The sequence below is a fragment of the Enterobacter sp. N5-15 genome (assembly GCF_057221635.1).
Genome location: NZ_CM170150.1, coordinates 3,052,438 through 3,064,665, shown reverse-complemented (window position 1 = coordinate 3,064,665; position 12,228 = coordinate 3,052,438). Strand labels below are relative to the sequence as shown.

Genomic DNA, 12,228 nt, shown 5'->3' with positions numbered 1-12,228 from the left:
CGCTTACCCGGCCTACAAAAAAACACACCCGTAGGCCCGCGTAAGCGCAGCGCCACCGGGCAAAAAAAACCGGAGACTATCGTCTCCGGTTTTTTTATCTGTGAATTTCAGACTATCTCTTGCGCGTACTGGAACAGGGATTTCAACAGTGCCTGTTTTTCAGCATTCCCTTCATACTGCCCATAAAGCATTTCCAGCTCCTGGGCATAGCTATTAAGGAACTCCGGGGTAAAGACATTGCGACGATGCTGCAGCCAGCGATCCTGTTCCGCTTCATCCAGGGTTCCCGGGTAGTTACGCGCGCGGTAATTAAACATCAGCCTTTCGATGCGTTTATCGGCGAAGGTAATATCCAGCGCAGGCAAGTTACGCGGCTCGGTTTGCAGAACGATATTCATCGCCGCGCGATCGGCATCGCTAAAGAAACCGTTATAGAGCTGGGCATCGACGTTTTCTGACGGAACGAAAGGCTCCGCCTCGGCAAAGATGGCGACCACTTTCTCGCGCACCTGAGGATTATCGCGCAGCACTTTCAGATTATCGAGGCAGTGCTGCCGGTTTATGCCCAGCCTGTCCGCATCTTCCGGGCGTAGCGTATTGGCCTGCGCCAGGACCGGACATTTATTGATATGCACCAGTTTGACCGGCACCGCAGGCAGATCCCCGAGTTCATTTTTCGGGGTATAAAGCCGTTCACGCAGGGTATCGCTGTCAAGCTCCAGCAGCGGTGAAATATCGCCGGCCAAATCCACCATGATGACCGCATTACGGTTATCCGGATGCCAGGCCAGCGGGGCGACCCAGCTGGTATTTCCGCGCCAGGCGCCAAACATGCCGGAAATATGCACCAGCGGCTTCATCTGCGGCACATCAATCAGCGTGGTCAACTTCTGTTTACTGCGGTGGCTCAGCAGATACTCAAACAGCCGGGGCTGCGCGCTTTTCACCAGCTTCGCCATGGCAATGGTGGCATAGACGTCCGCCATCGCGTCGTGGGCATTGCTGTGCTCGATACCGTTAGCGCGCGTCAGGTGTTCCAGCCGGAAGCTGGTCAGCCCTTCCTCATTTTCCGGCCAGTTAATGCCTTCAGGACGCAGGGCATAACAGGCGCGCATGATGTCGAGTAAATCCCAGCGTGAGTTGCGGTTCTGCCAGCTCCAGGCATAGGGATCGTAAAAGTTACGATAGAAGATGTTGCGCGTCACTTCGTCATCGAAGCGGATGTTGTTGTAACCGACCACGCAGGTATTGGGGACGGTAAACAGGTCGTGGATGCGTCGGGCGAATTCTGCCTCGTTAACGCCTTTCTCCCGCGCTTCCTGAGGGGTGATCCCGGTGACCATGACCGCCCCGGGCTGCGGCAGGTAGTCATCAGCCGGTTTGCAGTAAAAGACCTCAGGCTCGCCAATGATGTTGAATTCGTCGTCGGTACGGATGGCGGCAAACTGCGCCGGTCGGTCCAGCGCCGGGTGCGTGCCAAAGGTTTCGTAGTCGTGGAACAAAAAAGTCGGGCGAGCGGCAGAGTCAGACACCAGTAATACCATCCTGTTAAAAAATGACGTCACTATGGTAAACGATCGCGCGGTCCAGACCGAATAAAAAGCACCGCCGTGGCGCAAATTTGCGCGCCAGCTTCAGAGAAAAATCTGCGTTCTGTCACATTTTTTTGCAATTAAGCCAGGTAACGACATCAGAACTCCCGTAAAAAGGTCATCGATTTTTAATGACCTGAGGATATACCGTTGAAACGCCGTCTGTTTATTGCTGTTTCTTTACTCGCTTCGAGTATCTCATCTGCTTTTGCGGCCGAACCACTGGATTTTTCGCCGCAGCCTCCGGCCATTCAGGCTGGCTCCTGGGTGCTGATGGACTACACGACTGGTCAGATCTTAACGGCGGGCAACGAACATCAACAACGTAATCCGGCGAGCCTGACCAAGCTGATGACGGGGTATGTGGTTGATCGGGCCATTGATAGCCACCGCATTACGCCGGACGACATTGTCACCGTAGGGCGTGACGCGTGGGCTAAAGGCAACCCGGTTTTTGACGGCTCGTCGCTCATGTTTCTGAAAGAGGGCGATCGCGTCTCCGTGCGTGACTTAAGCCGCGGCCTGATTGTCGACTCCGGAAACGACGCCTGCGTGGCGCTGGCCGATCACGTGGCGGGCGGTCAGCCGCAGTTTGTGAAGATGATGAACGACTACGTGCAAAAGCTGAACCTGCGCGATACGCATTTTGAAACCGTCCACGGGCTGGACGCGCCGGGCCAGCACAGCTCGGCCTATGACCTGGCCGTACTCTCCCGCGCCATCATCCACGGCGAGCCTGAGTTTTATCATATGTACAGCGAAAAGAGCCTGACCTGGAACGGGATCACCCAGCAGAACCGTAACGGCCTGCTGTGGGATAAAACCATGAACGTGGACGGGCTTAAAACGGGACATACCTCGGGGGCGGGCTTTAACCTGATTGCTTCCGCCGTTGACGGGCAGCGCCGTTTAATCGCGGTTGTCATGGGGGCGGATAGCCCGAAAGGGCGCGAGGACCAGGCCCGAAAACTGCTGCACTGGGGGCAGCAGAATTTCGATACGGTGCAGATCCTGCACAGCGGTAAAAAAGTGGGGACAGAGCGTATCTGGTACGGCGATAAGGAGCAGGTGAAACTGGGTACCGACCAGGACTTCTGGCTGGCCCTGCCGAAAGCGGAAGTGCCGAACATCAAAGCCAAATACGTGCTGGATAAAAAAGAGCTGGAAGCGCCGATTGCCGCGCATCAGCGGGTGGGTGAGATCCAGCTCTATGACCGCGACAAAGTGGTGGCGCACTGGCCGCTGGTGACGCTGGAAGCCGTTGATAAAGGCGGCCTGTTCTCTCGCATGAGCGATTATCTGCATCACACGCTCTAACGGCAGATGAGCAGACTGGCAGGGTTGCGAGTCTGCTCACATAATAAACACTTCACGTTTGCTGAACGCTCAGAACTCGCTTTATAGTGTATGTATATACAGTAATAAATGGAGGCAGCATGGACTACAGCATTAAGCAGCAACAGAAACGTAAGATTGCCGGTTTTCATTTGGTCGGACCGTGGGAACAAACGGTAAAACAGGGCTTTGAACAGCTGGTGATGTGGGTGGACGGGCGTCACATTGAGCCGCTGGAGTGGGTTGCGGTCTACTACGATAATCCGGATGAGGTCCCGGCAGAAAAACTGCGCTGCGATACGGCCGTTACGGTACCGGATGATTTCGTCATCCCGGAAAACAGCGAAGGCGTCATGATGACGGAAATCGCGGCCGGGGATTATGCCGTGGCGACGGCGCGCGTGGAAAACTACGACTTCGCCACGCCGTGGTATCAGTTCTTTAATTCCCTGCTGCAGGACAATAAGTACCAGATGGCGCTCAAACCCTGCTTCGAACGCTATCTCAATGACGGGAATGCAGACGGCTACTGGGATATCGAAATGTATATCGCGGTAGAGCATAAAACGGTTTAAGCCTGTTAAATGAAGGGTTTTTCAGCTGGGAGCGATCCGCCCGGCTGAAAACACAGTACAATTGTGATTTGCCGTGTAGCTGGAGAGCGGGTGTGCGTCCCGACAAATCATTAACCCCTTTTGAAATTCGCTTGTACAAACATTACCGCGTGGTGCACGGGTGCCGCATCGCGCTGGCCTTCGTGTTGACGTTTGTGCTGGTCCGTTTGCTGGATGTTCCGGAAGGAACATGGCCGCTGATCACGCTGGTGGTGGTGATGGGGCCCATCTCGTTTTGGGGGAACGTTGTTCCGCGCGCCTTCGAGCGAATTGGCGGGACGGTTTTAGGCTCGGCCCTTGGGCTTATCGCCCTGAAGCTGGAGCTCATCTCATTTCCCGTGATGCTGGCATGGTGCGGTGCCGCCATGTTCCTGTGCGGCTGGCTGGCGCTGGGTAAGAGGCCGTATCAGGCGCTGCTGATTGGTATTACGCTCGCGGTGGTTGTCGGTGCGCCCGCCGGGGATATGACCACGGCGCTGTGGCGAAGCGGGGATGTCATCCTGGGGTCACTGCTGGCCATGCTTTTCACCGGTATCTGGCCACAGCGTGCTTTTCTGCACTGGCGTATTCAGATGGCTAACTACGTCACAGCCTTTAACCGCGTCTACCAGGCCGGTTTTTCCCCGAATCTGGTTGAGCGTCCCCGGCTGGAAAAGCATCTGCAAACGATCCTCAACGACGTGGTTAAAATGCGCGGCCTGATCACGCCCGCCAGCAAAGAAACCCATATTCAGAAATCGATTTTTGAAGCCATCCAGACGGTAAGCCGCAATCTGGTCTGCATGCTTGAACTGCAAATCAACGCCCACTGGGCCTCGCGTCCCAGCCATCTGTTGATGCTTAACGCGCAGACCCTCAAAGAGACCCAGCAGATGACGCAGCAAACGCTGTTGACCATCGCCCATGCGCTCTATGAAGGGAACCCGCAGCCGATACTGGCCAACAGCGAGCGGCTGAATGAGATCGTCGCGGAGCTGAAGCAGCTCATCAATGAACGCCAGAGCGATAACGTGGCAGAAACGCCAATTCATGGCTACGTGTGGCTGAGCATGGAACTGGCGCGGCAGCTTGAGCTGTTATCGCACCTTATTTGCCGTGCGCTGCGCAAATAAAAGGCGTATGTGACGGCTGCTGCTTCGATTCAGCAGCAATTGGGGTTATGATAGCTTTAAACGATATACTCATTGTCATTCGCAGCCGCTGTCAGTAAGGTTATTGTTACAACGGTTGCCTTAACGAATCCGAATCTCACATTATCAGGGGTGTAAAAATGGAAACTACCAAGCCTTCGTTCCAGGATGTTCTGGAATTCGTCCGCCTGTTCCGCCGCAAAAACAAACTGCAGCGTGAAATCCAGGACGTTGAGAAGAAGATCCGTGACAACCAGAAACGTGTCCTGCTGCTCGACAACCTGAGCGACTACATCAAGCCAGGTATGAGCGTTGAAGCTATTCAGGGCATCATCGCCAGCATGAAGAGCGACTATGAAGACCGCGTTGATGACTACATCATCAAAAACGCTGAGCTGTCCAAAGAGCGTCGCGACATCTCCAAGAAGCTGAAAGTGATGGGCGAAATCAAAAACGGCGAAGCAAAAAGCGAGTAATCGCAGCGAATAGTAAAAAAGGCTCTCTGGTGACAGAGAGCCTTTTTTTATGATGCAGAACGCGGCTGTAGCTGATAAATCCAGGCCTTAACCTGCTTGCCTTCAAGGGTGGTCACCGTGACCTCAACCCGATCGTAGCCATCTTCAAATTCATCCAGCATTTGCCAGTGTGCGGCAAGGTTATCAGAGATAAACAGATAGCCTTCGACGCGGGGTCCGTCCGGATGGAGCACAATCCCCGGGAAATCCGCCGCAGCGCCCCAGCCGCGTTCGTAAAACGTACCGGATACGGAGCCGGCCAGCCATTCGCCGCCAATGTTTTCAAGAATATGCGCATTAGAGTGGCCCGGGCGCAGCGTGCCGTAGACAAACAGAGCGTTCATTTTCCCTCATCCGCAAAGCAAAAAGCCTGCTTTAAAAGCAGGCTTTTTAAATTTGGCTCCTCTGACTGGACTCGAACCAGTGACATACGGATTAACAGTCCGCCGTTCTACCGACTGAACTACAGAGGAATCGTTGTGGAGGCTTATCTTAGCGGCGAAAAAACTTTTGTCAAACCTGATCTTAGGGAAAATCGACCGATTGCTGATTCTGTCGTCAGTTTGTTGTAAATCCACACATCTTTTTCTGGAAAATACTTTGCAGGATTAGCATTTGTCCCCCATCATTTGAAATGGAGTTTCAACTTTTCTCTCTAAGGTCCATTTTGAACGTCACTGCCTCCTTACGCCAGGCGATAGAGCGCACGCCATGGTATGCAAAACGTAAAAGCTATCGTGTCCTGTTCTGGCGTGAAATCACCCCTCTCGCTGTGCCTATCTTCCTGGAAAATACCTGCGTTTTGCTGATGGGGGTCCTGAGCACCTTCCTGGTGAGCTGGCTGGGAAAAGAGGCGATGGCAGGGGTTGGGCTGGCGGACAGCTTTAACATGGTGGTGATCTCGTTCTTTGCCGCCATAGATCTCGGGACGACGGTGGTGGTGGCTTTTAGCCTCGGCAAGCTTGACCCCAAACGTGCACGCGAGGCGGCCCGCCAGTCGCTGATGATCATGACCATTTTTTCGATCGTTCTGGCGGCGGTGATCCACTATTTCGGTAAAGAGATTATCGATTTTGTCGCCGGGGAGGCCACGAACGAGGTTAAAGACCTGGCGCTGACCTACCTGGAAATGACCGTCTTAAGCTATCCGGCGGCGGCCATTGCGCTAATTGGCAGCGGTGCGCTGCGCGGGGCAGGCAACACCAAAATTCCGCTGCTGATCAACGGCGGGATGAATATCCTGAATATCGTGATCAGCAGCGTGCTGATCTACGGCGCGTTCTCGTGGGAGGGGCTGGGGTTCGTCGGTGCGGGACTGGGCTTAACCATTTCACGCTATATCGGCGCGGTAGCCATTATTGGGGTGCTGATGGCGGGGATCACCCCCTCGCTGCGTCTGACGCTAAAAAGCTATTTCCGTCCCTTTAATTTCGCCATTATCTGGGAAGTGATGGGGATCGGCATTCCCGCGAGCATTGAATCGGTGTTGTTCAACGGCGGGAAGCTGCTCACGCAGATGTTTGTTGCCGGGATGGGGACCGACGTTATCGCCGGTAACTTTATCGCCTTTTCTATTGCCTCGCTGATTAACCTGCCGGGTAACGCGCTGGGTTCGGCATCGACCATCATTACGGGTAAACGGCTCGGGAAAGGGCAGATAGGCCAGGCGGAGCGGCAGCTGCGGCACGTCTTCTGGCTGTCGACCATTGGACTGACGCTGATCGCCTGGGGAACCGCGCCGTTTGCCGGGCTGATGGCTTCGTTCTATACCCACGAAGACGACGTTAAAGAGGTCGTTAAGATCCTCATCTGGCTCAACGCGGCCTTTATGCCCATCTGGGCGGCCTCATGGGTATTGCCCGCCGGGCTGAAAGGGGCGCGCGATGCCCGCTTTGCAATGTGGGTATCGATGCTCGGCATGTGGGGATGTCGCGTTGTCGCGGGGTATACGCTCGGGGTGATGCTCGGATGGGGTGTGGTCGGCGTCTGGCTGGGGATGTTCCTCGACTGGGCCGTGCGGGGCGCGCTGTTCTACTGGCGCATGGTCAGCGGGCGCTGGCTGTGGAAATATCTGCGAAAGAATGCCTGACAATTGCGCGAAGTGGAGAATAATTCGGCAAACGATCGGAAATATGCATTCTGCCTTTGACATCATGGGGGAGCATCGATAATATGCGCCCCGTTCACACGATTCCTCTGTAGTTCAGTCGGTAGAACGGCGGACTGTTAATCCGTATGTCACTGGTTCGAGTCCAGTCAGAGGAGCCAAATTTAAAAAGCCTGCTTTTAAAGCAGGCTTTTTGCTTTTCAGCGAAAGGTAAATGCAAAACGGCAACAAGGTTGCCGTTTTTAGTGTTTGCACCCTCTCCCGTGGGAGAGGGTTGGGGTGAGGGCACCAGATCGCACGAAATTACACACCAATCGGCGCCGTCGCCTCAACCAGCCACGGACGCGCATCGCTATTCACCAGAGGTGAGAGCGCCTCGCGTACCTGCTGATGATATTCATCCAGCCACTGCTTTTCCTGCTCGCTCAGCAGATGCAGCTCAACCTGACTTAAGTCGATCGGGATCAGCGTCAGCGAGGCAAATCTGCAGAACCCCGGACGGCTCTCCACAATCTCCACCTGGTTTTCAATACGAATACCGTGGCTATCGCCCAGATAGTAGCCCGGCTCGATAGTCATGATATTGCCTGCCACCAGCGGCCACGGGTTGACCTTTTTGGCGATGCGATGCGGGTTCTCATGGATCAGCAGCTGGTGCCCCACGCCGTGCCCCGTGCCGTGATCGTAATCCAGCCCCATCTCCCACAGCGGGCGACGCGCAAACGCATCCAGCTGATGCCCCTGAGTCCCGGAAGGAAACTGCAGGGTAATGAGCGACAGGAAGCCTCTCAGCACGGCTGTGTAGTGAAGGCGCTGCTGCGGATCGACTTTTCCCCACGCCAGCGTGCGGGTGGCGTCGGTGGTGCCGTTAGCATACTGGCCGCCGGAATCGTTCAGGTAAAAATGGTCATGGCCGATGGGCTTATTGCTGGCCTCGCTCGAATGATAGTGGCACATCGCCGCATTGCTCGAAGAGGCGGAGATGGTTTCAAAACTCTGCTCGATGAACCCTGGCTGCTGTTGACGGAACGCAAGCTGCTGCGCCTGCGCGTCCAGCTCGGTGAGCGGTTGTCCTGCCGCCTCGCGCAGCGGCACTTCACGGCTCAGCCAGGCGAGGAAGTTGACCCACGCGGCCCCGTCCTGGTGATGGCACTCGCGATAGCCTGCCAGCTCGACCGGGTTTTTAGTCGCTTTCATCAGAGTGATGGGGTCGGTCCGCCAGACAATGTCTCCCCGTGGCTCAATGGCGAAGCGCAGGGCCACCGGCGCGGAATCGGCATCAATCATCACCCGTTTGCCTTCAGCAATCTGCTGGCAGCGTTCAATAAAGGTATCCTGCGGCGCAATGGTGAACGCGTTGCGCACTTCGTCAGGCAGGGCGCTGAGCTTATTGTCGTTAACAAACCACTCAACGTGACCGTCACGACCAAGAAGGGCAAAGGAGAGCGGTACCGGGCTGTAAGGGATATCCGCGCCACGCACGTTTAACAGCCAGGCGATGTTATCCGGCAGGGTGACGGCGAGATAGTCAGCGTTGTTTGCGGCCAGCACGGCGGCGACGCGCTGACGTTTGTCCGCGCTGCGTTCGCCGCTGTGTTCAACCGGCATTTCACGGATAAGCCCCGCCGGCGCGGCAGGGCGGTCAGTCCAAAGGGTGTCAAACGGCGAGGCCTTCAGAGGTACCAGCTCGCACGGCGTGGCAGACAGCTGCTCAAACTCCGAGTTGGTCATCAGCAGCGCGTCAAAACCGATGCGTGTCCCGGCCTCAACGTTTTCTGCAAGCCATTCTGCCAGCGGCTCGTTGTGCAGGTGGTGGATCTCAACCTCGTCCATATTAACCTGAACGCGAGCCTGAACCTGATAGCGCCCGTCGACGAACAGCAGCGCTTTGTTTTTCAGCACCAGCGCCACGCCGGCCGAGCCGTCAAACCCCGTCAGCCAGGCCAGCTTTTCGTCGTAGGGCGCGCAGTATTCGCTCTGCCAGGCATCCGCCCGCGGGACGATCATCCCGTCGAGATGGCTGGCCTCAAGCCAGTGGCGAAGAGCAGAGAGCGGTGATGTGCTGGACATTGTTTTTCCTTATCGTTATTAGCGGAACGGCGGCTCGTTGAAGGTGCGCAGCTTGCGGGAATGGAGCTTGTCGCCTTCTGCCCGCAGCAAATCAATGGCGCGAATACCAATCTGCAGATGCTCTGAGATAGCCCCTTCATAGAAACGGTTGGCCTGGCCCGGCAGCTTAATTTCACCGTGCAGCGGCTTATCGGAGACGCACAGCAGCGTGCCGTAAGGGACGCGGAAGCGATACCCCTGCGCGGCGATGGTGGCGCTCTCCATATCAATGGCCACCGCACGGCTCAGGTTGAACCGCAGCGCGGAGGCGGAGTAGCGCAGCTCCCAGTTGCGGTCATCCGTTGTGACGACCGTACCGGTGCGCAGGCGCTGTTTAACCTCTTCACCCGGCATGCCGCTCACCTCTTTGGTGGCGTCGTACAGCGCGCGCTGTACTTCGGCGATGCTCGGGATTGGGATGTCCGGCGGCAGCACCGCATCAAGCACGTGGTCATCACGCAGATAGGCGTGGGCCAGCACGTAGTCGCCAATCAGCTGGCTTTCACGCAGGCCGCCGCAGTGGCCAATCATCAGCCACACGTCCGGGCGCAGTACCGCCAGATGGTCGCAAATGGTTTTGGCATTTGACGGGCCAACGCCGATGTTGATCAGGGTGATGCCCTGACCGTCGGCGGTGATCAGGTGCCAGGCGGGCATCTGGTGCTTTTTCCACGCCAGGTCGGAAATGGCCTGCTCGGGCGCTTCGGTCTCCGCGGTGATCCAGATCCCGCCCGCGCAGGACAGCGCGATGTACGGGCTTTCCGGGTCGAGGATCTGGCTGCAGCCCCAGCGGACAAACTCGTCAACGTAGCGGGTGTAGTTGGTAAAGAGCACGAACGGCTGGAAATGTTCGACTGGCGTACCGGTGTAGTGGCGCAGGCGCGCCAGGGAGAAATCGACCCGGCGGGCATCAAAGTGCGACAGGGGAGAAAATTCTGCCGGGTGATAAATCCCGTCAGCCGTTTCGTCGCCAATCTGTGAAAGTTCCGTCGTCGGGAAGTGGCGGGTCAGCCCCGCGCTCATGGAGCGGTCAAGCGTTAACGCCGAACCGTCAATCACGTAGGGATACGGGATCTCATGCCGCGAGGGCTCAACGTGAATGTGCGCGCCGTAATCCTGGTACAACAGCGTGAGTTGTTCCTCAAGATACGGGCGGAACAGTGCAGGGCGGGTTACGGTGGTGCTGTAGCAGCCTGAGTGGGTAAAACGGGCGTAGGCGCGGGTCTTCGGGGTCGTGCTGGCGCTGCCGTCCCAGGTCACAGAGAGTGATGGATAAACAAAAAGGCCCTCGGTTCTGGCCTTTTCATCGGGAAGTTTCCCTGTTTCGATATATTCGCTGATGGCGCCGCGCAGCGCGTTGACGGACTGTTCATACAGCGCGTCGAGTTTTTCCAGCGCCTGAGCCGGGGTCAGGCTGGAGCCCTTATTATTCATCTCTGTCTCCTTGTTCCACAGGTGTGCGACTCTACCCGATAGTATGTCACACGCCTGTGAAACAAAAGGGAGATCAGCTGTGGCTCGTCTCTTTCATCAGCAGCGCCGTCGCCGCCGACAGCAGGCAGCCGGCCAGCAGATAAATCGCCACGCTGTGCCAGTTGCCGCCGGAGAAGGTCACCAGCGCGGCGGCAATAAACGGCGTAAATCCGCCGCCGACCACGCTTGCGACCTGGTAGCCCACGCCCGCGCCGCTGTAGCGGTAGCTTGCCCCGAACAGCTCGGTGAACATCGGCTGCTGTACGCACACCACCATATCGTGAGCGATGTTGGCGAGCATGATGGCGAAGAAGACAATCCAGAAGATCGACTGCGCCTCGAGCGCCATAAAGAACGGCCAGGCGCTGAGGGTGCCAATCAGCGCCCCGGTGATGTAAACGCGACGGCGACCAAACCGGTCCGCCAGCCACGCGAAGCAGGGGATTGTCAGGCAGCTGATCCCGCCGACCAGCAGGCCAATATTCAGGAACAGCTCGCGCGGCAGACCGAGGTTCTGCGTCGAGTAGTTCAGGGCAAACGCGGTGACGATATACATCGTCAGCAGTTCACAGAGGCGCAGGGCGATAATTTTCAGAAAAGCGCCAGGGTGCCGGACGAGGGCTTCCATGACCGGAAGACGCTTGTTCGTGGCCGGTTTTTCCTGCTGCTTTTCGAACTCTGCCGACTCCTCCATCCCGTTACGGATCCACAGCGCGGCGATGACCAGCACGATGCTGAAGATGAACGGAATGCGCCAGCCCCAGCTCAGGAACTGTTCGTCGGTGGTGAGCTGGCTGATTAGCGATACCAGCCCGGTGGAAAGCAGCAGGCCTACGCCGTACCCGACCTGTACGCCGCTGCTGTAAAACGCTTTCCTGTTCTTCGGCGCGCTCTCAACGGACAGCAGCGCCGCGCCGCCCCATTCGCCGCCGACGGCGAAACCCTGGATGGCGCGCAGGGTGACCAGCAGTACCGGCGCCCACCAGCCGATAGAGGCAAACGAGGGGAGGATACCGATAAGCGCGGTGGCGATCCCCATCATCCAGACGGTGAGCATCAGCATGCGCTTGCGGCCAAGACGGTCGCCGAAGTGGCCGAAGATCACCCCGCCCAGCGGGCGAAACAGAAAGCCGACGCCGAAGGTGGCAAATGCGGCGAGCGTGCCCATCGCGGGGCTGACCTGAGGGAAAAACTCGCGGTTAAACACCAGGGCGGCAGTGATGCCGTAAAGCAGAAAATCATACCAGTCGACGACGGCACCCGCGAAGCTGCCTAAGGCTGCGCGGCGGGCACGATTGAGCGAAGGTGTCTCCTCGTTGGGACGATCGGAGATGAGGGTGGAGTCCATAGTTG

The 12,228-nt window shown here is 57.0% G+C and carries 10 protein-coding genes and 2 tRNA genes; 6 read left to right on the top strand and 6 right to left on the bottom strand.

What is annotated here, in order from left to right; translation table 11 throughout:
• Positions 1-107 precede the first annotated feature (107 nt).
• Entirely contained in the window at positions 108-1,544 is a 1,437-nt protein-coding gene (gene sbcB / locus AC2TE5_RS14595) for an exodeoxyribonuclease I (RefSeq protein ID WP_371745452.1), read from the bottom strand.
• A gap of 198 nt (positions 1,545-1,742) precedes the next feature.
• Here sbcB and dacD point away from each other — a divergent pair, with 198 nt between their 5' ends.
• The 4 genes from dacD to AC2TE5_RS14575 all read left to right on the top strand — a co-directional run bounded on the left by dacD (position 1,743) and on the right by AC2TE5_RS14575 (position 5,147).
• Positions 1,743-2,909 (top strand): serine-type D-Ala-D-Ala carboxypeptidase DacD, encoded by a 1,167-nt coding sequence (gene dacD / locus AC2TE5_RS14590; RefSeq protein WP_213327950.1) that lies wholly within the window; start codon positions 1,743-1,745, stop codon positions 2,907-2,909.
• 119 nt (positions 2,910-3,028) lie between these two features.
• Positions 3,029-3,502 carry a DNA gyrase inhibitor SbmC gene (sbmC, locus tag AC2TE5_RS14585; protein WP_032646437.1) on the top strand — a complete coding sequence of 158 codons (474 nt, stop codon included), beginning with the start codon at positions 3,029-3,031 and terminating at the stop codon, positions 3,500-3,502.
• 92 nt (positions 3,503-3,594) lie between these two features.
• A complete protein-coding gene (locus AC2TE5_RS14580; RefSeq protein WP_023312358.1) occupies positions 3,595-4,653 on the top strand; it encodes an FUSC family protein in 1,059 nt (352 codons plus the stop codon).
• A 158-nt stretch (positions 4,654-4,811) separates the two neighbouring features.
• Positions 4,812-5,147: a DUF496 family protein gene (locus tag AC2TE5_RS14575; RefSeq protein ID WP_008499467.1), complete on the top strand. Its 336-nt coding sequence runs from the start codon at positions 4,812-4,814 to the stop codon at positions 5,145-5,147.
• 47 nt (positions 5,148-5,194) lie between these two features.
• Here the strand turns inward: AC2TE5_RS14575 and AC2TE5_RS14570 are convergent, their stop codons facing one another.
• Both AC2TE5_RS14570 and AC2TE5_RS14565 read right to left on the bottom strand, forming a co-directional pair.
• Positions 5,195-5,530, bottom strand: coding sequence for a gamma-glutamylcyclotransferase family protein (locus tag AC2TE5_RS14570; RefSeq protein ID WP_029739253.1), 336 nt, complete (start codon positions 5,528-5,530; stop codon positions 5,195-5,197).
• A 53-nt stretch (positions 5,531-5,583) separates the two neighbouring features.
• Positions 5,584-5,659: transfer RNA gene (locus AC2TE5_RS14565), tRNA-Asn, on the bottom strand.
• A gap of 161 nt (positions 5,660-5,820) precedes the next feature.
• Here AC2TE5_RS14565 and emmdR point away from each other — a divergent pair.
• Complete coding sequence (gene emmdR / locus AC2TE5_RS14560; RefSeq protein WP_484611891.1) at positions 5,821-7,275, top strand: multidrug efflux MATE transporter EmmdR; 1,455 nt, start codon at positions 5,821-5,823, stop codon at positions 7,273-7,275.
• Positions 7,276-7,378: 103 nt separating this feature from the next.
• Positions 7,379-7,454: transfer RNA gene (locus AC2TE5_RS14555), tRNA-Asn, on the top strand.
• A gap of 142 nt (positions 7,455-7,596) precedes the next feature.
• Here the strand turns inward: AC2TE5_RS14555 and AC2TE5_RS14550 are convergent.
• The 3 genes from AC2TE5_RS14550 to shiA all read right to left on the bottom strand — a co-directional run bounded on the left by AC2TE5_RS14550 (position 7,597) and on the right by shiA (position 12,223).
• Entirely contained in the window at positions 7,597-9,363 is a 1,767-nt protein-coding gene (locus AC2TE5_RS14550) for an aminopeptidase P family protein (RefSeq protein ID WP_484611890.1), read from the bottom strand.
• 18 nt (positions 9,364-9,381) lie between these two features.
• Positions 9,382-10,836 carry an AMP nucleosidase gene (locus AC2TE5_RS14545; RefSeq protein WP_213327947.1) on the bottom strand — a complete coding sequence of 485 codons (1,455 nt, stop codon included), beginning with the start codon at positions 10,834-10,836 and terminating at the stop codon, positions 9,382-9,384.
• 73 nt (positions 10,837-10,909) lie between these two features.
• A complete protein-coding gene (shiA, locus tag AC2TE5_RS14540) occupies positions 10,910-12,223 on the bottom strand; it encodes a shikimate transporter (RefSeq protein ID WP_213328024.1) in 1,314 nt (437 codons plus the stop codon).
• Between the last annotated feature and the right edge of the window lie 5 nt (positions 12,224-12,228).

Excerpts from the sequence above, each read along its gene's own strand:
- sbcB (WP_371745452.1), bottom strand. The coding sequence starts at position 1,544 with ATGGTATTACTGGTGTCTGACTCTGCCGCTCGCCCGACTTTTTTGTTC.
- sbmC (WP_032646437.1), top strand. The coding sequence starts at position 3,029 with ATGGACTACAGCATTAAGCAGCAACAGAAACGTAAGATTGCCGGTTTT.
- AC2TE5_RS14575 (WP_008499467.1), top strand. The coding sequence starts at position 4,812 with ATGGAAACTACCAAGCCTTCGTTCCAGGATGTTCTGGAATTCGTCCGC.
- AC2TE5_RS14570 (WP_029739253.1), bottom strand. The coding sequence starts at position 5,530 with ATGAACGCTCTGTTTGTCTACGGCACGCTGCGCCCGGGCCACTCTAAT.
- emmdR (WP_484611891.1), top strand. The coding sequence starts at position 5,821 with ATGGAGTTTCAACTTTTCTCTCTAAGGTCCATTTTGAACGTCACTGCC.
- AC2TE5_RS14550 (WP_484611890.1), bottom strand. The coding sequence starts at position 9,363 with ATGTCCAGCACATCACCGCTCTCTGCTCTTCGCCACTGGCTTGAGGCC.
- AC2TE5_RS14545 (WP_213327947.1), bottom strand. The coding sequence starts at position 10,836 with ATGAATAATAAGGGCTCCAGCCTGACCCCGGCTCAGGCGCTGGAAAAA.
- shiA (WP_213328024.1), bottom strand. The coding sequence starts at position 12,223 with ATGGACTCCACCCTCATCTCCGATCGTCCCAACGAGGAGACACCTTCG.